General features: G+C 46.0%; 25 protein-coding genes. All 25 read left to right on the top strand.

Going from position 1 to position 21,882, the window contains the following annotated elements; genetic code table 11:
• Positions 1-28: 28 nt before the first annotated feature.
• The 25 genes from IAE45_RS07465 to IAE45_RS07345 all read left to right on the top strand — a co-directional run bounded on the left by IAE45_RS07465 (position 29) and on the right by IAE45_RS07345 (position 21,786).
• Positions 29-736, top strand: coding sequence for a sigma-70 family RNA polymerase sigma factor (locus IAE45_RS07465; protein WP_200125669.1), 708 nt, complete (start codon positions 29-31; stop codon positions 734-736).
• Positions 733-1,434, top strand: a complete 702-nt coding sequence (locus tag IAE45_RS07460) for a flagellar hook-basal body protein (RefSeq protein WP_200125667.1) — start codon at positions 733-735, stop codon at positions 1,432-1,434. The genes IAE45_RS07465 and IAE45_RS07460 overlap by 4 nt, the downstream gene beginning before the upstream one ends.
• A gap of 10 nt (positions 1,435-1,444) precedes the next feature.
• Complete coding sequence (locus IAE45_RS19185) at positions 1,445-2,227, top strand: flagellar hook-basal body protein (RefSeq protein ID WP_140965231.1); 783 nt, start codon at positions 1,445-1,447, stop codon at positions 2,225-2,227.
• A gap of 12 nt (positions 2,228-2,239) precedes the next feature.
• A complete protein-coding gene (locus IAE45_RS07450) occupies positions 2,240-2,950 on the top strand; it encodes a cell division ATP-binding protein FtsE (RefSeq protein ID WP_005226626.1) in 711 nt (236 codons plus the stop codon).
• A gap of 154 nt (positions 2,951-3,104) precedes the next feature.
• Positions 3,105-4,400 carry a methyl-accepting chemotaxis protein gene (locus tag IAE45_RS07445; protein WP_005226627.1) on the top strand — a complete coding sequence of 432 codons (1,296 nt, stop codon included), beginning with the start codon at positions 3,105-3,107 and terminating at the stop codon, positions 4,398-4,400.
• 18 nt (positions 4,401-4,418) lie between these two features.
• Complete coding sequence (locus IAE45_RS07440) at positions 4,419-4,922, top strand: chemotaxis protein CheW (protein WP_200125665.1); 504 nt, start codon at positions 4,419-4,421, stop codon at positions 4,920-4,922.
• Positions 4,894-5,403, top strand: coding sequence for a chemotaxis protein CheD (locus tag IAE45_RS07435; protein ID WP_200125663.1), 510 nt, complete (start codon positions 4,894-4,896; stop codon positions 5,401-5,403). The genes IAE45_RS07440 and IAE45_RS07435 overlap by 29 nt, the downstream gene beginning before the upstream one ends.
• A gap of 15 nt (positions 5,404-5,418) precedes the next feature.
• The gene (locus tag IAE45_RS07430; protein ID WP_200125661.1) at positions 5,419-6,429 is read left to right on the top strand and encodes a protein-glutamate methylesterase/protein-glutamine glutaminase; all 1,011 of its coding nucleotides are present in this window, start codon (positions 5,419-5,421) and stop codon (positions 6,427-6,429) included.
• A gap of 5 nt (positions 6,430-6,434) precedes the next feature.
• Entirely contained in the window at positions 6,435-7,208 is a 774-nt protein-coding gene (locus tag IAE45_RS07425; protein ID WP_200125660.1) for a CheR family methyltransferase, read from the top strand.
• Positions 7,209-7,229: 21 nt separating this feature from the next.
• A complete protein-coding gene (locus IAE45_RS07420) occupies positions 7,230-9,281 on the top strand; it encodes a chemotaxis protein CheA (protein WP_200125659.1) in 2,052 nt (683 codons plus the stop codon).
• Positions 9,278-9,865 (top strand): chemotaxis protein CheC, encoded by a 588-nt coding sequence (locus IAE45_RS07415; RefSeq protein WP_200125657.1) that lies wholly within the window; start codon positions 9,278-9,280, stop codon positions 9,863-9,865. Before IAE45_RS07420 ends, IAE45_RS07415 begins: the two co-directional genes overlap by 4 nt.
• A 14-nt stretch (positions 9,866-9,879) precedes the next feature.
• Positions 9,880-10,242 (top strand): response regulator, encoded by a 363-nt coding sequence (locus IAE45_RS07410; protein WP_003129084.1) that lies wholly within the window; start codon positions 9,880-9,882, stop codon positions 10,240-10,242.
• A gap of 19 nt (positions 10,243-10,261) precedes the next feature.
• Positions 10,262-10,651 carry a chemotaxis protein CheW gene (locus IAE45_RS07405; protein WP_005232757.1) on the top strand — a complete coding sequence of 130 codons (390 nt, stop codon included), beginning with the start codon at positions 10,262-10,264 and terminating at the stop codon, positions 10,649-10,651.
• 17 nt (positions 10,652-10,668) lie between these two features.
• Positions 10,669-11,679 carry a flagellar motor switch protein FliM gene (fliM, locus tag IAE45_RS07400; protein WP_008376586.1) on the top strand — a complete coding sequence of 337 codons (1,011 nt, stop codon included), beginning with the start codon at positions 10,669-10,671 and terminating at the stop codon, positions 11,677-11,679.
• The gene (gene fliY / locus IAE45_RS07395; RefSeq protein ID WP_081116145.1) at positions 11,676-12,734 is read left to right on the top strand and encodes a flagellar motor switch phosphatase FliY; all 1,059 of its coding nucleotides are present in this window, start codon (positions 11,676-11,678) and stop codon (positions 12,732-12,734) included. The genes fliM and fliY overlap by 4 nt, the downstream gene beginning before the upstream one ends.
• 95 nt (positions 12,735-12,829) lie before the next feature.
• Positions 12,830-13,105, top strand: a complete 276-nt coding sequence (gene flgM, locus IAE45_RS07390) for a flagellar biosynthesis anti-sigma factor FlgM (RefSeq protein ID WP_005232754.1) — start codon at positions 12,830-12,832, stop codon at positions 13,103-13,105.
• Positions 13,106-13,462 (top strand): hypothetical protein, encoded by a 357-nt coding sequence (locus IAE45_RS07385; protein WP_005232752.1) that lies wholly within the window; start codon positions 13,106-13,108, stop codon positions 13,460-13,462.
• 11 nt (positions 13,463-13,473) lie between these two features.
• Entirely contained in the window at positions 13,474-14,997 is a 1,524-nt protein-coding gene (flgK, locus tag IAE45_RS07380) for a flagellar hook-associated protein FlgK (RefSeq protein WP_200125655.1), read from the top strand.
• Positions 14,998-15,000: 3 nt separating this feature from the next.
• Complete coding sequence (gene flgL, locus IAE45_RS07375; RefSeq protein ID WP_005226641.1) at positions 15,001-15,921, top strand: flagellar hook-associated protein FlgL; 921 nt, start codon at positions 15,001-15,003, stop codon at positions 15,919-15,921.
• Positions 15,922-16,057: 136 nt separating this feature from the next.
• The gene (locus IAE45_RS07370; protein WP_005226642.1) at positions 16,058-17,140 is read left to right on the top strand and encodes a flagellin N-terminal helical domain-containing protein; all 1,083 of its coding nucleotides are present in this window, start codon (positions 16,058-16,060) and stop codon (positions 17,138-17,140) included.
• Between the two features lie 102 nt (positions 17,141-17,242).
• The gene (locus IAE45_RS07365; RefSeq protein WP_200125653.1) at positions 17,243-17,656 is read left to right on the top strand and encodes a flagellar protein FlaG; all 414 of its coding nucleotides are present in this window, start codon (positions 17,243-17,245) and stop codon (positions 17,654-17,656) included.
• 4 nt (positions 17,657-17,660) lie between these two features.
• Positions 17,661-19,082 (top strand): flagellar filament capping protein FliD, encoded by a 1,422-nt coding sequence (gene fliD, locus IAE45_RS07360; RefSeq protein ID WP_005226644.1) that lies wholly within the window; start codon positions 17,661-17,663, stop codon positions 19,080-19,082.
• A gap of 75 nt (positions 19,083-19,157) precedes the next feature.
• Positions 19,158-19,487 carry a hypothetical protein gene (locus IAE45_RS07355; RefSeq protein WP_200125651.1) on the top strand — a complete coding sequence of 110 codons (330 nt, stop codon included), beginning with the start codon at positions 19,158-19,160 and terminating at the stop codon, positions 19,485-19,487.
• 13 nt (positions 19,488-19,500) lie between these two features.
• Positions 19,501-19,869, top strand: coding sequence for a flagellar export chaperone FliS (gene fliS / locus IAE45_RS07350; RefSeq protein WP_200125649.1), 369 nt, complete (start codon positions 19,501-19,503; stop codon positions 19,867-19,869).
• Between the two features lie 165 nt (positions 19,870-20,034).
• Positions 20,035-21,786: a hypothetical protein gene (locus IAE45_RS07345; protein ID WP_200125647.1), complete on the top strand. Its 1,752-nt coding sequence runs from the start codon at positions 20,035-20,037 to the stop codon at positions 21,784-21,786.
• Positions 21,787-21,882: the final 96 nt, after the last annotated feature.

The following is a 21,882-nucleotide window of genomic DNA, read 5'->3' as shown; positions in this document are numbered from 1 at the left end:
AGAATTTTCTTAGGAAGGGGCATCGCCGATGTATGAAGTCGATCGAGAAGCGGAGATCATCAAGTATCTGCCGCTAGTGGAACGGGTGGTTCAGCGCCTGTCTATCAAAACCGCCGATTATGAATCAGGCGATCTCTACAATATTGGGGTGATTGGGTTGATGGATGCCTTGCGGAAATTCGATCCCTCAAAAAAAGTTCCTTTTGAAAGCTATGCAGCGATTCGTATCAAAGGGGCAATTATTGATGAAGTACGCAAGCACGCCAAAATCTCCCGATACAAAATGGCGGCAGTCAATCAGTTTTATCAAGCACGGCAAGAGTTGGAGCAAAGCCTCAAAAGAGAAGCGACCGACACCGAGATCTGCAAACAGCTGGGAATCAACCAAAGTCAACTAGCGGATATTTATGAGAGTCTGCACTACTTAGCCAGCGTCTCTTTGGAAGATACCTTGGTTGCTTACCAAGAAGAAGGCATGACCTTAAAAGATATGGTTCGAGATCCTGCCGAGAATGTCGAAGAGACCTTGGTCGCTGAAGAAAAACGCACCGCCTTGGTGGCGTGCATCAAAAAATTAGGGGAACGGGAACAATTGATTTTAAGTTTGTACTATACCGAAGAACTGACGTTAAAAGAAATCGCTGAAATCTTAGAAGTCTCGATTCCGCGAGTTTCACAAATTCATGGCAAAACGATTGCCAAATTGCGCACATTGATTGAGGAGGAACTGGCATGATTCGAGGATTGGATGTCTTATCACGGAACATTTCATTATTACAAAAGCGACAAGAGACGACGAGCGGCAATATTGCTAATGTCAATACAACAGGATATCAAGCAAAAACCTTATTCCAGTCGGCGCTAGATGAAGTGGCATTGCATAATTACCAAAGCGGGCCCAATGCGGATAACCGCCGTGATATCGGTGGATTGTCTTTAGGGACCCAATTGGCAGGCAGTACCATCAGTCAAGATCAAGGCGCCGTCAAACAGACGGGACAAGCCAGCGATTTTGCACTGCTTTCCGAAGGCTACTTTGTCGTTCAAAACAATGCGGGGCAGCGGTTGTATACGAGAAATGGCGACTTTACCGTCAATCAGCAGAATCAATACGTAACACAAGAAGGCTATCTTGTCTTAGGTGCCAATGGACAAGCAGTCAGCGCCTTAGGACCAGCGAACTTTCAGATCCAAACATTCCCCCAAGAAGCATTGACTACAGCTGGTCAAAACTACGTGACTAGCAACGCAGCAGGAACCACGGTGAATGCACCCGTGATCCAGCAAGGTGCCTTAGAACAAGCCAATGTAGCGGTTGCCGATGAAATGGTGGCGATGATCCAGACTTCTCGCGAATTTGAAGCCAATCAGAAAGCCTTGAGTTCAACGAATCAGACATTGCAAAAAGCGGTCAACGAATTAGGAAAGATTTGAGGATGAGTCAATGAATATCAGTGGATTATTAGGAATCAGCCGTTCTGGGTTGAATCATTTGCAGACAAACTTAGACACGACAGCCAACAATATTGCCAACGTCAATACCAATGGCTACCAAGCACAAACGACGCACTTTCAAGCATTGATGGAAAACGCCATCGGTGCAGAAGAAACGCTATTTAATGGCAACGCCGCCCAATATGGTGCGTCAATGGGGGCAAAAGCGACTACGACCACCAGTTTTGCCCAAGGCAATCTGGCGGGCACTGCTCAGCCATTAGATCTCGCGATCCAAGGCAATGGCTTTTTCGGGGTTCGGGACCAAACCGGTCAATTACTGCTGAGTCGAGCAGGCAATTTTCATTTAAGTGAGAACAAGCAATTAGTCAATAGTGAAGGGTACCCTGTGGCAATGACCACAAACGTACCGACCGCGCAGTGGCCAGATGCGCAGCAAATCGCAATAGATGCCAGCGGTCAGTTGACGACGGAAGAAAATGGTCAGACTCGCGTGTTGGGACAGCTGACCCTTTATCAGCCGACGAATATAGAAAACATCACGCCAGTGGGCAACCAACTGTACCGTGCTGGTGATCAAGCGTTGCTTACTTCGCAAACCAATCCAGCAGCCTTTGGCAGCGTCTTGCAAGGACAGTTAGAACAGTCGACGGTGGATCTAGCGACGTCCATGACAGACTTGTTAACGACCCAGCGTGCGTATGGATTGAACACGAAAGCCATGCAGACAGCCGATGAGATGTGGTCCGTGATCAATCGTTTTACAGATTAGAGGAGAAAGAACATGATTCGCTTAACCAAGGTCAGTAAAAAATTCAGCAATGGCACGTTGGCATTGGCCGATATTTCTGTTGCGATCCCTCAAGGAGAATTTATCTATGTGGTGGGTCCCAGCGGTGCGGGCAAATCGACCTTATTCAAATTACTCTTGAAAGAAGAAGAGCTTTCGGCCGGTTCTATCCAAGTCGGCAATGTCTTGTTGGAACAACTCAAAGACCGTCATCTCTATATGGTTCGACGACAAGTCGGTATCGTCGGACAAGAAGACCTTTTGCTTCCTTATCTGACGGTTGCCAAAAACGTTGACTATGCGCTGCAAGTACTAGGCACTCCCCGTAAGCTGCGTCAGGAAAAAACCGCCAAAGCGCTGCAACTGGTGGGCATGTTTCCTCAAAAGGATCACTATCCTGAAGAGCTTTCCGTGGGACAGCGCAAAAAAGTAGCGATCGCGCGGGCGATCGTCACAGAGCCAGCAGTCTTGATCGCCGATGAGCCCACCGCCAATCTGGATGCCAAATCAGCCGTCGAAGTCATGAAACTGCTCTTGCGGATCAATCAAGTGGGTGCCACGATCCTCTTGGCGACCCACGACAGCACGATGGTCAATACGGTCCGTAATCGGGTAGTCGAACTGCAAAACGGTCGTTTGGTTCGGGATGAATACCAAGGCGGCTATACGCGCTTTGCTGATCCAAAAGATACATATGTCTGGTGAAGATGCTTAACTTTTCTAGCAAAAGATCCGATTAAAGAACTAGAAGATTGTTTTCATAATCGGATAAAGAAGGAGTGACCCAACGATTATCAAGTGAAGAGCGAATCTTGATAAATAGCACGACTGATCATTTTGCATAGGAAAGGATACTGTTATGAAGAAGAAGGTACAAGCTATCATCAAAAAAATCCGCTTGGCGGCGTTGATTCCGCTAGGATTTACCCTGATCGTATTATTAGGATGCTATTTCTTCGTGATCCGCACCCACGGAGACGGACAAGCAGCAAAAAGTTTCTTTATTTTTTCAGTGATCGTACTGCTGCTAGAAATCGCAGTGTTAGTAGGAATGACCTATTTGGTAAAAAAAGAGACCCATTCGGGCATGGATACGTTATTGACAGAACTAGAAGCAGTCGGTTCTGGCGATCTGTCGCATATCGATGAGATCGGCAGCAGCGACCAGACCTCTCTTTTTGGGCAAGTTCAAAATCGTTTTCAAGGGGTTTTAAACACCTTCAAAGCGGTGATCGTTGGCATGCACGAAGAAAGCAGCCGAATGGAAAAAATGGTAGGCGGCCTAACGACAACCTCAAAAAATGCCAAAAATTCAATTGAAAATGTGCGTCAGACGATGAATGCCATCGCAGATGCCACTAGTTCACAAGCCTCCGAAGCGGAACAAACCTCCTTTGATATGGACGAGCTAGCCTTAAGTATCGAAGAGATCCACAAAGAGATCGAATTGATGAATGGCTATGTCGGTCAATCCCAAAGCAGCAATGTCCACAATTCAGAAATGATGTTCCATGTATTTGAAAGCTGGGAGATCGAACGGCAAAACCAAGCGGAATTAGTGGAAAGCATGAACGACATGAACGAAGATGTCCAAAGCATCGGTAAGATCGTTCAGCTGATCAATGACATTTCTGATCAGACCAACTTACTGGCATTGAATGCATCCATCGAAGCAGCTCGAGCTGGAGAAGCGGGCCGAGGGTTTGCCATCGTTGCGGAAGAAGTCCGCAGCTTGGCGGAACAAAGCAGTCAATCAACGAAAAGCATTCGTTCGATCATTGAAACGATCCGCAAAAAATCGGAAAAAGTGGTCTCTGCAGTGACGGATTCCTTTGAAAGCGGCGAAAAACAAACCAACAATATCAACAAAGCGATCGAGTCAGCCAATGAGATCTCTGATATTGTCGAAAAATTGGTTTCAAGTATTCAAGCCGTGGAAGCCCATATTACGGGGATCGTTGAGAAAAAAGACATGGTTCAAGTTTCCGTCAGCAACATTTCGGCTGCTGTTTCGGAAACCTCCGCCGGCACCCAAGAAGTAACGGCAAACTTAGAAGACTTCTACTTAGTCATCGAAGACTTTGAACGGAATGTGCAAGAGATCGAAACGATCGCCACTATCCTTAAATTCCAAGTGGATAGTTTCAAATTCTAAAAAGGAGCAGTGACGCCAATGGAACAATACGTTGTATTTAAAAGTCATCAACAACTCTTTGCCTTGCGTATCGACTATGTGGTACGGGTCATTGAGGCTGCTTCTTTTACACAGCTGCCAGAAGTGGCGGATTTCGTGCTGGGGATCCAGCCTTTTGAAGAGGCGATGGTGCCGATCATTGACATCCGTAAAAAGCTGTTTGATGAATTTACACCGGAAACTGGGCAAAATGTGGTCTTGTTGTGTCACTGGCAAGAGCAGGCGATCGGCCTTTACGTGGAAGAGATCGTCGGTATTTTACCGCTCGTTGAAAGTCCTAGCAATGCGGAACTAAATACATCAGGACTCAAGCAAAACTATATCGAAGCCTTTCTGAAAAAAGACGATGAACTTGTGCTGGCATTGGAGCTGCCGTTTCTCTTTAGCTATGAACAAGCCGCTGAGATGACGTCGGAGTTAGACGCCTATCAGACAGAGGAATTGGCAGCCGCCAATGACGATGACAATGATGACCGTGAATGAGGAACTGCATGTGGGGATCTCGGAGTATAAGATCGCCCAAGCGCCAACGCGTTTGATCACGGTGGGTTTAGGTTCTTGCATCGGCACGATCATTTACGATGAAGCCAGTCATATCGGCGGCTTGAGTCATATTATGCTGCCAGATAGTCAGCCTTTTTTGCACAAGCGGGAAATCAAGCCCGAGAAGTTTGCGGATTTGGCATTGCCAGCGATGGTGGCTGAGCTGGAACAAAAGATCCGTCGGCCTCGCTTTCAAGCGAAAATCGTTGGCGGCGCCAATATGTTTCAGTTCCAGACGCTTAACGCTGCCAGCAATATTGGTCAGCGCAATATTGAAGCCGTCGAGGAAGTCTTGGCTCGGCTAAACATTCCGATCGTAGCCAAACATGTTGGCGGCAGCGCTGGTCGAACGATGGTCGTAGATCTTCAGGATTTCAAGACCATGGTTCGGCAAGTCAAACAAGAAATCGTTTATTTGTAAAAGGAGTACAGGGACATGAAAAAAGTAATGATCGTCGATGATTCGGCATTCATGCGGAAAGTAGTGACAGATTTATTGAATCAGCTGCCTGATATCGAGGTGACCGTCTCTGCCCGCAATGGCAAACAAGCATTGGACTATCTGACCAAAGAAGCGATCGATTTGGTAGTAATGGATGTGGAGATGCCAGTGATGAACGGATTAGAGACCTTGCGGAGGATGAAACAGCAATCAGCCATTCCCGTCATCATGCTTAGTTCATTAACCAATCAAGAAACCACGATTGAGGCTTTGGCGCTTGGCGCCCGAGATTTTGTGGAAAAACCCGTCAGTCTATCGATGATCGAAAAAGAATGGATCGCTGAATTTCATCAAAAGATTTTGGCGATGGATCATGAAGTCGGTACGGTTCACCCGCCAGTACCAACGATTGCCCAGCCCACTAAGCTGACACAAAACAGCTTGCCGGTATCACTTGATGCGCTAGTCATTGGTGCTTCAACAGGCGGACCACGTGCTTTGCTGGGAATTATTCGCCGTCTGCCTGCACGTTTGCGTTGCCCGATTTTGATCGTTCAGCATATGCCGGCGGGCTTCACGGCTTCCTTTGCAAAGCGCTTAGACACAGAGACAACTGTCCGAGTACAAGAAGCAGTCGACGGCATGCGGATCGAAAATCAAGTGTATCTTTGTCCAGGGGATTACCACATGACGGTCCAACAAGGGCACCTGCAGCTGGACCAGCGAGAAAAACGGCATGGGACGCGGCCAACCGTCGATTATCTTTTTTCCTCAGCAGCTGACTACTATGGCCCGCAACTAGCGGCAGTGGTTTTGACGGGGATGGGAAAAGACGGCACCGCTGGCTTACGACAGATCCAAGCGGCTGGGGGCTATACGATCGTTCAAGACAAAGAAACGTGTACAGTCTTTGGGATGCCGCGGTATGCCATTGAACAAGGAGTCGTGGATGAAGTCCTGCCATTGCAGGGCATTGAAGCAAAAATTGCACAGATGGTCAGGTGAAGAAGATGGAAGAAGAATTTGCCTTATTTAATGCGTGGGTGGATCGCCGATTAGGGATTCCCTTAGCCGCATACAAAGAAAATCAAATGCAGCGCCGCATCCTTACGATCATGGAAAACAGCGGGGCAAAGACGTTGAGGGAATACCAGCAATTGATCGAAGGCGATGAAGGGGTGCGGGCGGCTTTTTTAGCCCATATCACCATTAACGTAACGGAATTTTATCGCAACAAAGAACTGTTTGACGCCTTTGAACGCGTCTTGAAAACCATTGTTCTCCCGAAAACCACGCTGCCCAAAATCTGGAGTGCCGCATGTTCGATTGGGGCAGAACCCTATACGATCGCGATGCTGCTAGAAAAAAACCAAATTGCCACAGCCAATGTCTTGGCTACCGATATCGATACGCAAATTTTGGCAAAAGCCAAGCAAGGACTCTATCGAGACCACGAATTGCGGAATGTATCAGCGGCAGAACGTACCCGTTTTTTTGATGCAAAAGAAAAGAACCAGTTTCAGATCAAACCAGAAATCAAACGGCGGGTTCATTTTAAGCAACACGATCTTTTGAAAGACCCGTACAATGGGCCTTTTGATGTGATCGTTTGCCGTAATGTGACGATTTATTTCAAAAGTGATGCTCGGGATGCCGTCCATCAAAAATTCAGCGATGCATTGGTTCCAGGGGGCATTTTGTTTACGGGAGCGACAGAAACGATCAATTTCGCGGAACAATTCGGCCTCAAGAAAATCGATTCGTTTATCTATCAAAAAGTATAATTTTGTAAAGGAGGGACCCATTTGGATGACAATAGTGTCTATCGTACCCTTTTCTTTGAAGAAACAGACGATCATTTAGCGCAGTTGAATGATCATGTCTTGCAATTGGAAAACGATCCACAAGATAGCGCCTTGCTAAATGATATTTTCCGTTCTGCCCATACCCTTAAAGGGATGGCGGCAACGATGGGCTATGACGTCATGACGCAGCTGACCCATAAAATGGAAAATATTTTTGAGTTATTTAAAACTGGGACCTTGCAAGTGACCCAGCAATCGATCTCATTGATTTTCAAATGTCTGGATCGCCTGTCAGAACTTGTAGAGGACTTGCGGGAAGAACGTGACCTGCAGCCAGCTCAAATTGCCGATTTATTGGCCGAACTTGACCAAACGGAACATTCTGGCGGCCTACCAACCGAGACAGAAGCAAGCCAAAAACCCACCGCAGTGGGCGCGTTAACCCCACAGCTTCAACAGATCGATCCTTCTGATCTGTATGTGATCGAGCAAGCGGCTGGAGATGGCTATCAAGCGGTCCAAATTGCTGTTCGCTTAGATGCCCAATCCATGTTAAAAGGTGCTCGTGCCTTCTTGATCATGGAAAAGCTGGGCCAAGCAGGGGATGTTCTTTATACAGAACCAGATGCCCAAACACTCGAAGAAGGCACCTTTGAATCAGATTTTTCACTGCTGTATTTGACGCAGCAAACACTGGCTGATGTCGAGCAAAACATCGCTAGCAATAGTGAGATCGAAGCCTTCGTGGTGGCACCGTTTGATCCTTCAGCTGCTGTGTTGGAGGAGGCAGAAGAGCTGCTTCAACCAGTGCCGACCCAAGAGTCAGAGACTTCTGCTCTTCAGCAAGCGACAACAGAAACGAAAGAAAAATCGCCGGCGCCCGCGCATCATGCGTCCGCCCAAAATCAATCGATCCGAGTCGACTTGAATCGCTTAGATTCATTCTTGGATCTCGTGTCCGAATTGGTGGTCTATCGCAATCAATTGGAAGATGTCAGTGAGCGGGAAAACATCGAAGCAGTCAAAGACCCCTTAGAGCAAGTTTCGCGATTGACCTCTGAGCTGCAAGATTTGGTCTTGCGGATCCGCATGCAGCAAGTCAATGTCGTCTTTAGTCGCTTTCCGCGAATGGTTCGGGACTTATCCAATGAACTGCAAAAGGAAATGGAACTTGTCATTTTTGGGGAAGAAACGGAATTGGATAAAACAGTGGTTTCTGAGTTGAGTGAACCTCTGGTCCATCTATTGCGTAATTCTGTCGATCACGGCATCGAAGCACCCGATGTTCGGGAAAAACTGGGCAAACCGCGCAAGGGCACGATTCGCTTGGCGGCCTACCAAGAAGGCAATCGCGTGATCATTACTTTAGAGGATGATGGCAAAGGCCTTGATCCGCAAGTAATCAAAGCAAGTGCTGAAAAGAAAGGCTTAGCAACGGAAGGCCTTTCCGATGAAGCGTTGCAGCAGCTGATTTTCCATCCTGGTTTTTCAACGGCGCAAGAAGTGACCAATATTTCTGGGCGCGGTGTCGGGATGGATGCTGTGCAATCGAAGATCACCCAATTAGGGGGCACGATCGAAATGAAGAGTCAGCCAAATAAAGGCACGCAGTTTGTGATCAAATTGCCATTGACTCTGTCGATCATTCAAGCGTTGATGGTTCGCGTCGGAGCAGAAACCTTTGCGATCCCATTAAATCTCGTCGAACGCGTGGTGATGGTCAAAGAAGAAGAGATCATCCAGACGGTCTCAGATGAAGTCTATCGTTTTCAAGAGGAGTTGATTCCCTTGGTTCGGACCGATCAACTCTTAGCGATCGAAGGCGATCCATCTGAGAAAAAATTCGCCATCATTGTCAACAATGACCAGCAGTTTCACGGCATTTTGGCAGATGAGCTGATCGGTCAACAAGAAATCGTCATCAAGAAAATCGATCCATTGCTGCAAAAGCTGAATCGCTATCAAGGAGCAACGATTATGGGCAACGGCTCGATCGCACTGATCCTAGACATTCATGCCATCTGTCAGGAAAAAAAGGATGACCGCTTATGAGCTATACAGCGCTGCAGATCGATGGCCTAAAAGAACTGATCAATATCGGCGGTGGTCACGCTGCGACGAGTTTATCAAAGCTCGTCCAACAACCGATCGACATGCGGGTACCGGAAGTCGAGATTCTAGCGTATGAGGACCTGTATCAGCAGATCATGGCGGAAGACAAAGAAGTTCATGTGGTGATGAGCCAGATCGAAGGGGCGTTTCGGGGGATCTTCTTGTTTGTCTTAACGGATGAATCCGCCGCAAAATTGCGTCAGTTGATGATCCAAGAAAGCGATCCGTCAGAAGAGTTGAAGCAATCGGTCATCAATGAGTTGACCAACATCCTTACCAATTCTTTTTTGATCGCGATCGGGCAACTGTTGGAAACCCAGCTGAGTGCGTCTTTACCAAGCGCCAGCTATGATTTCTTTGGCGCAGCGATCAGCTCCATCTATTTGGCGATGTCCCAGTATGATGAGCAGGTGATGGTGATTCGTAATGAGTTCGTCTACGCCAAAGAAACATTAGAGGCATCGTTATTTTTGATTCCAGAAATCGGTGTACTAGAAAACATATTTGATTCATTAGGAATTTGAAAGGGGCAAATACAATGTCAAAAAAAGTATTGATCGTGGATGATGCGGTATTTATGCGCATGAAATTAAAGGATATTTTAGAAAAAAACGGCTATGAAGTCGTGGGGGAAGCCCAAAATGGCCAAGAGGCTTTTGAAAAATACCAAGCAACGACACCAGACTTAGTGACTATGGATATCACGATGCCAGAAGTGGACGGTTTAGAGGCATTAAAAATGATCCGCACGTTTGATGCGCAGGCGAAAGTCGTGATGTGCAGTGCGATGGGGCAACAAGGAATGGTGATGGATGCGATTCGCGCCGGTGCGGTGGACTTTATCGTGAAGCCCTTTGACACGGACCGCGTAATCACTGCCATCGACAAAGCCTTTGCCTAATGCCTAGGAGGATAGCGACATGCAGATGATTCTTTTCAAAATGGCCCAGCAGTACTATTTGATCTCGGCGGACTCGGTGGACGAGGTCATTGATGCCCCTTCCTTTACGAAGGTGCCCTTAGCACCGGAGTGGGTGGAAGGGTTGATCAATCTGCGGGGGTCTGTCGTAACGGTGATTCGTTTGGCAAAATTGATTCCCATCATGGAACCAGCCTACGAAAAAAACATATTGATCATGAAGAAGCAAGAGGAGACCAAAGGGGTCCTCGTAGAAGAAGTAATTGAAGTACTTGATATCACTGAAGACGATATCCAACTGGGCAATCAAGAGACAGAACATGCCGTTGGGGTCGTGACGATCGGTGAAAAAGTAGCCAGTGTGATTCAAATCGATCACATGATTTTTTAAAAAAATGGGGGATTAGTGTGGATCAGGTATTGACGCAGCAAGAGATTGATTTATTGTTGAATGCGATGAGCAGCGGAGAGATCGATCAAGAAATTATTGAGATAGAAGACAAACAAGCCAAAGTGAAAGCCTACGATTTTCGCCGACCAACAAAGCTGTCGAAAGAATACGTCAATACCCTGCACATGATCTTCGAGGATTTCTCGAAGATGAGCAGCAGCATGCTTTCTACCCAACTGCGAACCAATGTTTCTTTGCAGTTGGCAGCTATCGAACAAGTCAGTTATGACGAATTTATCCATTCGATACCAAAATTTACTTTGTTGGGGCTCTTTCATTCTCAGCCTTTGAGCGGGATCCAGATGATCGAGATGAACCCACAACTGTGTATGATGTTGGTGGAGTTGTTGTGCGGCGGCTTGGATGTCTATCAAAACAAGCCAATCGAAATGGATTTTAGCGAGAAAAAAAGTTTTACTGATATTGAAACAGCGATCTTGGAAGAAGTAGTAGCACAATTTGTACGGGTCTACCAAAATGTTTGGAAGGACATCGTTGCCTTGGATTCAGTTTTGGATGGAATCGATACGAATCCGCAATTGATGCAAAACATGTCGCCCAACGAACCCGTCGTGTTAGTGACCTTTACTATCAAAATTTTTGAAGTGAAACATTTTATCAATCTATGTATCCCCTATGTCTTCTTTGAAGGGATCATTGATAAATTAAGTTTCCGCAATTGGTTTGATAGCAATCAGCCAGTCAACCAAGACGATAGCCGCGAGTTGCAAAAAAGTTTGAATGGCGTCGGATTGAATCTAGAAGTTCTGCTGGGTCATGCTCAAATGAGTCTTTCTGAGTTTCTCCACTTAGAAGAAGGCGATGTCATCAAACTAGACAAAAAAATTACTGAACCATTAGAGACCTTCATCGATGGAAAACCTTACTTCCGAGCAAAACCTGGGAAGCAAGAGGACCATTTAGCCATTGAATTATTAGACAAGTTAGAAGAGGAGCAAGAACTATGAGTGAACGTTTATCCCAAGCAGAAATCGATGCATTGTTGAATCAAAGTGCCCCAACCCAGCCGCAAGGATTAGAAGAGCAAGTCAAAGTCGACATTATCGGCGAAGTTGGCAATATCTCCATGTCGCAAGCGGCGACGACGTTGTCTTCCATTCTTGATCGTCGGGTCAGCATCACGACTCCCCGGGTGTCTAAAATCAAATTTGGTGAGATCTTAAACGACCTCGTTGCACCAAAAGTAGCGACGACAGTTGAATTTAAAGAAGGCCTTTTAGGCAGTAATTTGATGCTGTTAGAAGTCAAGGATGCCATCGTGATCGCTGATTTAATGATGGGTGGAACCGGTGAAACCAGCAACACTCAATTTACAGAATTAGAGCTAAGTGCTGTGGCCGAAGCCATGAACCAAATGATTGGGACGGCCTCGACTTCGATGGCAACGATGATCAGCCGCAAAGTGGATATCTTACCGCCGATCGTCAAACTATGGGAGACGCCAGAAAACATTGAGTATAGCGGGATCGAGGCAGAGGAAGAGATTTATTGTATCTCATTTTCTTTGCGCGTCGAAGGTCTGATCGAAAGCAAAATCATGCAGATCTTTACGGATCCGGTGGTCAACGATATCGCCAGTGCGATGCTGTCCGATGAAGCGACTGTCGTTACTCGGGAAACACCAACACCGCAGCCAACAGCACCCGTTGCTGCGCCTACGCCAGAACCAGCGGCTGCATCAAAGCCCGTGGAAGTCAGCAAACCTGCGTTTCAAACATTAGCCTCCAGCGGAGTGAGCGATGGGGATAATTTGGACTTGATTCTTGATGTGCCATTGGATCTAAGTGTCGTGTTAGGCCGCAGCAAAAAAACTATTAAGGACATTTTATCTTTCAATACGGGGTCCGTCATCGAGCTGGAAAAACTGACGGATGAACCGCTAGAGATTTTGTTGAACGGCAAGCTGATCGCCACTGGGGAAGTCGTGGTCATCAATGAAAACTTCGGTGTGCGGATCACCAACATTCTTTCGCAAAAACAACGCATCCACAATTTGCATTAATTTGAAGAAATCGCAAAAAGTTAAACATATGGGTTTAACTTTTTTGTGATTTGACCGATAGTAGAGGGTAGAAGAATGAGAACGGAGGAGAACCTATGAAAATCGAAAGAGGTTACGCAGAATACAGCGACAAGGCCATCAAACGTGAAGCGGTCAAACAAGAAAAGCCAACTGCTGCTCAGACAGAAAAAACCGTCGATGTTCAATTATCCGAAACAGCTCAAGCCATTCAAAAGAGTGCCAATCAAACAGCCAGTCGTAGTGAGCGAGTGGCAGAATTGAAACGAGCGATCAAAGAAGGCACCTACCAAGTATCTGCCGAAACGATCGCAGATAAAATGCTGCAACAAGATGAAAAGCAGGTCGACTAGATGACAGAACGGGAATTTGAGCGTCAGCTTCAGCAGTTCTTGCGGTTGCTGCAAAAAGAAAAGACCTGCTTGATCAAAAATCAAGCAGAAAAATTACCAGAACTCGTCGAGAAAAAAACTGCCTTCGTACCCGTTTTTTCCACGTATGAAGGAACTCTTTCAGTGACGATCAAAGAACTCATCCGCCAGATCCAAGTGCAGCAAGCCGAAAATCTCCTGCTGACGGAGCAAGCCATTAGTTTCCAAACTGTTTTGATGGATGCAGTCAAAGAAAATATCAAGACACCGGCAAATACGTATTCGAAATACCAAGAAAAACAAGCTGTCTCAACAGCGATCATCGATCAAAAAATGTAAGGAGTACTTCTATGACAGGACTATTTGGTTCATTAGGCACCGCAACCCGGGGCATGACCGCCAATCAAGCAGCGTTGCAAACCAGCAGCCATAACATTGCAAATACCAATACAGACGGCTACTCAAGACAACGAGTCAACTTGCAAGCCGAAGCGTCTTATCATTTAGCGGGTGTCGGCAGTATCGGTATGGGTGTGAAAGTCGGCAGTGTCGAACGGATCGTCGATGATTTTGTCATTGGACAAGTACGCAATGCCAATTCTACCTATACATATTATGAACAAAAAGCAGACATATTAGGACAGCTGGAAAGTTTAATGAATGAACCTTCTGACAATGGACTGTCCAAACAGCTGGCAACGATGTTTGATTCTTGGACCGCATTAGCCAACAATCCTGAACTGGATACGTCTAAGACCCTTGTGCTGGAAAACAGCAGTACGTTTGCCGATACCATCAACCAAATGGGCAAACAAATGACGCAGTTGCAAAGCGATACGCTGGATACCATCGAAAAATCCGCGCTGGACTTCAATGAGAAGGTCAAACAGCTACAATCCTTGAATGAACAGATCTATGGGTTGACGACAAGTGGTGAGACACCCAATGATCTTTTAGATCGTCGAGACAGTCTGTTGAAAGATCTCTCGGGTCTAGCAGGGATCGAAACCAAGACCGATCAGTATGGCCGTGGGTTTGTATCCATGAGCGGACAGACGATTTTAAGTGCGGAGGAACGCAATACCCTTAGTGTGGTGGTGGGACAAAGCGACACAGGCGCCTTGGTTTCCAAAGACGGCAACGCCTTGAATCCTGCCGAAACCATTACAAGGTCTTATCCAGCTGGAACCGTCTTGTTGACGAAAACCACCGACAATGGCGAAACCGCCTATACAGAATTGCCAATCAAAGAAGGCGCGATCGGAGGCATGCAAGCATCATCTGGGGAGATTGGCAGTCGCCTGACGGAATTGAACAACTTTACGACGACAATCGCGCAAGCCATGAACATGGTCTTTACCGGCGGCGCTTCTCCTACTAGCGGTCTATTTGAGATCGGCCAAGATGATACTGGTACAGCGACGACGATTCGGGTCAGCCAAGCACTGTTAGATAACCCAAGTCTGGTGACCGGCGGAACGAGCAATGCAGCAGGAGATGGTTCAAGAGCTGCTGCAATGGCGAAACTCAGCAGTGCCAAATTGGACTTCCCGTTGTCAGAAAAGACGATCGCTTCTTTTGATTCTGAGACATTGACGTTTGCCAATGCAGCATCTGGCATGAGTGTCAGCAGCTATTTTAACAGCATCGTCACCAAAAACGGGATCTCAAAACAGCAAGCCGACAATACAGTCAGTGCCCAATTGTCGCTGCTGAATCAACTAGAATACAAAAATCAATCGGTGTCTGGGGTTTCATTAAATGAAGAAATGTCCGATGTGATTCGTTTCCAACAAGGATTTCAGGCCAATGCCCGCATATTATCGGTCGTTTCTGAAATGTTAGACACATTGATCAATCGAACAGGAGTGTAGACCATGCGTATTTCCAATTCAATCACCTACAATGATTTTTTACGAAATCTAGGAACCAACGCCTCCAAAGTCCAATCCACGTTGAATCAGCTATCGAGCTTAAAAGAAGTCAGCAAGTCCTCGGATAATCCGCTGCTGGTTTCAAAAATCATGGATCTCAATGTGTCGTTAAATCAAAACAAAACTTACAACAATACGATCAAAGACAGTATTTCTTGGACAAAAGCCCAAGATTCTGCTTTAGAAAGCGTCAGTACTTCGATGCTGCGGATTCGCTCGTTGGTTCAATCTTCTGCCAATGCGACAGCTGGCAGTGAGGAATTAGGGGCAAATCGTTCAGAGATCGAGCAAGAGATCGAAGGCATCGTTGAATCATTAAACACCAACTTTGATGGCCGCTATCTATTTAGCGGAACGAATACGACGACGGCGCCTTTTGAGATCGTCAAAGAAAATGACGCCATCGTCGGTATCAAATACAATGGCACCAGCGAAGACTTGCCGCGAGAAATCGCAAATGGGGTCTCGGTGGATCTGTTAGCCAGCGGTGATCGTCTGATGAACGAGACGGGCACAGCTGCGGATCCCCAAAATTTAAGCACCTATTTCAATGATTTGTTGTCTGCGTTGCGCAGTGATGATAAAGATGCCTTAGGGGGCGAGCTTTTAACCGCTCATGACCAGCATGCCACTAATGTGGTGAATGTACGGGCGCAGATCGGCACCCTCTACAATCGCTTGGAGGCGGCAGCTGATCGAAATGAGACGGAAAAGCTGAACTTGACCGAAACACTGTCCAACAAACAAGACGTCGATATTGCGGAAAAGTATATGGAATATCAAAATCAAATGACTGCCTACCGTTCAACATTAGCGATGGGAACAAAGATCATGCAGATGTCCATTCTAGATTATTTAAATTAACCCAAAAACTTTTGTTCTTTGCTGAGAGCAAAAGTTTTTTATTTTTTTTAGAAAAAAGGCTTAACCCTGAACGGTTTCTTCCGATAAATAGTAGCAGAGGGAAACCTTAGCGAATAAAAATTAGGAGGAACTACACATGAGAATCAATACAAACGTTTCAGCATTGAATACTTACTCACGCCTAACGGCAGCAAATGCTTCTAAAAGCAATTCTTTGTCTAAATTATCTTCAGGCTTACGCATCAACAAAGCTGGGGACGACGCAGCTGGCTTAGCAATTTCTGAAAAAATGAAAGGCCAAATCGGCGGTTTGTCACAAGCAAAAAGCAACGCACAAGATGGTATTTCATTGATCCAAACAGCAGAAGGTGCATTAAATGAAACCCACAGCATCTTAGGCCGTATGCGTGATCTTGCGGTTCAAAGTTCAAATGGTACGTTAAGTGATGACGACCGCAGTGCGATCAACAAAGAATACACCGCATTGTCTGATGAAATCGACCGTATCAGCAATACCACTGAATTCAATACAAAAAGCTTGTTAACTGGTGAAGGCGATGATGCGAAATCATTCACTTTCCAAATCGGTGCCAACGCAAACCAAACAATGAGCGTTTCAATCAACAACATGAGCTCATCTGCATTGAAAGTAAAAGGCTTAGATTTAACACAAGCCATTGATACAAGCGATGCTAAAGCTGTTGCTGCAGCAAAAGATAAAGCAGTAGCGACTGCCTTCAAAGCAGATGCTACAACAAAATATGCAGCGGACGGCACAGTTGATGCGGCAGCTGGTAAAACAGTTGCTGAATTACAAACAGCCATCGATACAGCAGCGGATGATACAGCAAAAGCAACAGCTCAAAAAACATACGATGATGCTTTAGCAACATTTACCGCTTCTGATGAAGGCAAAGCAGCAGCGGCAACTGTCAGCGTTGAAAACAACCCAATCACAAAAATCGATGAAGCGATCAAAGCAGTTTCTGCACAACGTGCGGATCTTGGTGCGGCGCAAAACCGTCTAGAACACACAATCAACAACTTAGGTACAACACAAGAAAACCTATCTGAAGCAAACTCACGTATCCGTGACGTTGATATGGCGCAAGAAATGATGAGCTTTACGAAGAGCAACATCCTTTCTCAAGCAGCAACTTCAATGTTGGCACAAGCAAACTCAATGCCTAACAGCGTATTGAGCTTGTTACAAGGATAATTTTTGATCAAGTGAACCACTGACACAAGGACTGCCTAGGGGAAGCGCAGTTCTTGTGTTTTACATAGCAGCACAAAAACGCTTAGAAATGAGGAAGCTCTGATGGATATTCAGCCAATGTCAGGAATACACCCGATCGAAGCCGTTGCGTCGGTCGCTAAAGCACGTCCGATCGAATCCCTAGATCAAGAGACCGCCAACCTTCAGCCGCAACACCAAGAGGGGAAACTGGCGGAGAAAAAGGAACAGACAGTGGCCGCTGAACCGCCGATCCACTATTTTTCAGTAGCCGATCAGCACAAGATCGCAGCCTCCGTGGCGGAAGTGAATCAGCGACTACTTGGCAAAGATATGAAATTGGCTTATGAAGTACATGAGCGCACGGGGCGTACGATGGTGCGTTTAGTGGATATGCAGACCAACGAAGTGATCAAAGAGATCCCGCCCGCCAACATGCTAGATGTGATTGGAAAAATATGGGATGACATGGGCATCGCGGTCGATCGAAAGGGATGAAAACATGGCAAGTGTAACCAGCAGTTCAGGAATCAGTACAACGCTAGGGAGTTATTCTGGCGTGACTTCAGAAGATATTGAAAAATTATTGGCGGCAGATGCGATCAATAAGACCCGCGCTGAGAATAAAATTACGTCGCTTAAAGCACAAAAAACGGCATGGAGTGATATCAGCACTCGCTTGACTAACTTTTTGTCAAAAGTCGATGCATTACAAAAAGATGATGCTTATCAAACGAAAAAAGCGACGACCACCAATAGCAGCATCGCTTCAATTGCAGGAACAACGGAAGCTCCAGAAGGCACCTATGATCTAAAAGTCAACCAACTAGCAACCGCCACGAAGGTGACGGGGAGTCAAGTAGCTCAAAGCAGCAAAACGGCCCTAAATGTCAGTGGTCAGCTGTCATTGACCAGTTCGGAAGTCGATGAAGATGGCAAACCGATCACCGCTTCGATCGAGATCACTGCCGAAGACAGCTTAAAAGATGTGGCAGCTAAGATCAATAGCCAAAGCAAGACGACCTTCGTCGCAGCGAGTATCGTGGATAACCGTTTGATTTTAACGAATACCAAAATGGGCGACAAGAACTTTTTGATCGACGGCAATGCCGCCGAAGGATTAGGGATCGGTTCAACTGCGACAACGACGCAAGGCCAACCGGCTATTTTTGAGCTAGACGGCATGAAGATCACTCGCGACAGCAACAGTGTGACGGATGTTATCGATGGTGTCACGCTCACGTTAGCGAAAAAAAGCGAGGAGCATGTGACGCTTTCTTTAGCCAATGATACCTCGAAAGTCGTTGATGCAGTGCAAGGATTAGTCGATCAATACAATAGCTTGATGAGTTTTATCGGCGACAATTTGACCGTGGGAGATCCTAGTAGTGAAAACAACAAGACGGGGACCTTGGTGGGAGACAGTGCGTTGACCCGTCTACAGACTCAATTGCGAAATTTGATCACCATTCCAGCCGTCAGCGGCTCAAAGCTGACCGCTAATAAGCTAGGCATCTCCACCGTCGATAATGATGGTACATTGGGACTGGATACGACAAAGTTAAAAGAAGCCTTAGCGGAAGATCCCGCTGCTGTGAAGTCCTTCTTTTATGCAAGTACGAAAACCAAAGAAGCTGATGGCACTGCGAGTACGAAAGAGACCGGCTATACATTAGCGCTAAAAGAATTAGCCAACAGCTATGTCGTCAATACTTCAGCCAATAAAGGGATCATTGCCACCAAATCTGCGACCTATGACAGTACCATCAAGGATTTGAACAAGCAGATCACACGGTTTGATGATATTTTAGCAATGAAAAAAGAACGTTACATCACAATGTTCACCAAATTAGACTCCGTGATGATGGAGGCTGAAAATCAGCTGAGCTACCTAAGCAATCAGTTTGCCAATACGTCAAACTAGGCAGGATAGCCGATTAAAGCAGTCATTTTTTTCATTCGCATAAGAAACCCTCGTCAACATGAAAGGAAACAACCTATGGAGCCACAGGTATCATTAGATGAACGTTTGAATCAGATCTTAACTGGTTTTGCCCAATGGCGCGGCGACAGCGAGGAAGCCAGTCGTTTGATGGCAGCCAATGCAGCGGTCATAGCAGCCATGCAAGCAGAAGAACAGAGCCATAGTCCACAAACCAGTGCGTTGGCGCAACAAGTGATCCAAGCGTATCAAGCGTTCTTAGACCAGGTCAAAGCCCAGCAGCAAGAAATCAAACAAGAATTGGGGCGTTTGAACCGCAAAAACAATCTTGTCAAAACGTATTTGCAGCAAGAAGACAGTGCCGCCTTCGTCGAATTTGATTTATAGTGAGGAAAAAAAGATGAATTATCAAAAAATGCAAAACAACTATCTGCAGAACCAAGTAATGAGTGCCTCCCCCAACAAACTAATTGAAATGCTGTTGCAAGCAGCCATCAAAAATATCAAATTAGCAGTGATTGCATTGGAAAAAGAAGAGTTGAGCCAAGCCCATCAGCAATTTGTCAAGGCGCAGAATATTTTATTGGAATTACGGGTCTCTTTAGACCGTGAGCAAGGCGGCGCTATTGCTGAAGATCTCGATCAGCTGTATGGCTATATGTACGATCAGCTGGTCAGTGCCAATATCCAAAAAGAGGCAGCCCCTGCAGAGACGGTCGTCCCGCTTTTAAGCGAACTACTGGAAAGCTGGCAAACGATCACCCAATAAATTTGAGAAAAAGCAAAGAAACGACCACCTAAAACCTAGAAAAGTTTAGTAATTGGTTAAATTTTTACCATGTATCCCTTTTCACTAAGCTTTCTTTTTCCCCTCCTCGTCCCTATCTGGTACTCTTTTTATGAGCGTACCGAAAAGGTGCAAGGAGGTTTTTTTTTGAAACAAAAAATAGTACAAAAGCCGCTTTTCTGGCAAGTGGTGATTCTGATTGCAATGAGTGGTGTTTTTTTATTACCGCAGATCCTAGGCCAAGGCATGATTTTGGGCTCTGATGTGGTCTTTCACTTCAATCGTTTTTATGAGACTAGCCAGCAGATCAAAGAGGGCAATTTTCAATATTTTCTTTCTATCTACGGGTTTCAGCAATCTGCTCGTATCGTCAATGCATTATATGGGCCCTTTTTTGCTTATTTCCAAGGACTGCTGGTCTTGCTGAGTCCTTCGTGGTTTTCCTACCAGTTGCTCGCCAACGGGCTGCTCTATTTGTTAGCAGGGTTTTCGATGTTTGGCTTATTAAAGAAATTACGAGTCAATGGTTGGCTGTCAGTGGGGATGAGCGTCCTGTTTATGGCGACCTATTCTGTCCAGTATTGGATTGAGCGGCAGGGCTTTTCTGCTTGGGGGGCGGCTGTGCTGCCACTGTGCCTGATCCCACTGATCGCACTAGGGGAACATAAACGGTTACGGCCTTTTGCGGTAGGGGTTTCCGTGGCGGTCTTATTTCAAATCCATGTGTTTTCAAGCATCTTGTTAGTGTTCTTATACGTACCCTTTTTCTTACGCGCCTTTTTTGTTGGGACTTCTGGCGAAGAAAAACGACAATTGGTGCTGCGCTTAGCAGGAGCGATCGGGATCTTCTTGCTGCTGACCGCCAATATTTGGTTAGGGATGTTGGATCTTTATACGAGTAACACGTTGATCGCGCCTTTTGTGAATCGCAACATGCAGAACAATACCATTACTGGAACCAGTAGCTATTGGTGGACGACTCCGTACCTGCTGCCCATCTTATGTGCTTTGTTCTTTTGCGGTGCGATCCGTGTCTGGCCGCGTCTATCTGGCGGTTTCAAATTAATGACGGCAGCTGCAGCAGTCTTTTTCGTTTTATCATCGAACGCTATTCCTTGGCAATGGCTAGGCAGTCTGGACAATGGTGTAATCAATTTACTGCAATTTCCTTTTCGGTTCTTTGTTCCGGCCACGATTTTGATCTTAGTCGGTTTGTGCCTGCTGGTTCCTTATTATCGGGGCAAGCCATTGGCAAATCCGCGTTGGTTCGTCCTCGTTTTAGTCTTGAGTGTTGGTCAAATCCTGATCCAAAACACGGTCAAAATGCAGGATTGGCACTCTGATGAAGCGGCGGTTTCACTGCGAAACCACACCTATCTGTCGGCGGAATCTGAAGCGCAATTGAAGGAAGCCTATTTTAGTAAAGACAAGTCCTTAGCATTAGCGCTGTATCAACGTTCTACCCCAGATTATCTGCCCCTCTATCAAGAGACCAAGAAGAACAAGTACAATTTGTACGGGGAAGAAATCATTGAAAAAAATGATACCGTGGCAAAAACCGTAGAAAACGGGAAGCTTACTTTACGTTGGCAAGGTGATCAAGAGACGTGGAAGGCGTTACCGATCATCAATTACCGATATACTGAATTGACCCTCAATCAGCAGCCACTAACTGAGAAAGATGTCTCTTTGAGTGCCATTGGTGCCGTTTCTGTCCAACAGCAAGCAGGGGAGAATGTCTTAGTCGTTGATTACGACGCACCTTGGTTTTTCGACGGAGCTTTATGGCTGACGATCATTTCTTGGCTCGCTTTGCTCATCGGCTTTATCAGCTGGAAAACCAGACAGCTGTATCGTCGTCGTAAGGTCGTACAAGCTTTATTGAAAGAATCTGAATAAAATGAATCAAAAAAGAACTTCAGCGAGAGGGCTGAAGTTCTTTTTTTGTTGATCAGCAACAGTGTACCTATTTTTTTCCGAGAGAAACAATAATCG

It is taken from the genome of Enterococcus sp. S53 (assembly GCF_016516865.1).
GTDB lineage: Bacteria > Bacillota > Bacilli > Lactobacillales > Enterococcaceae > Enterococcus_D > Enterococcus_D innesii.
This window is presented reverse-complemented; position numbering and strand designations above follow the sequence as displayed.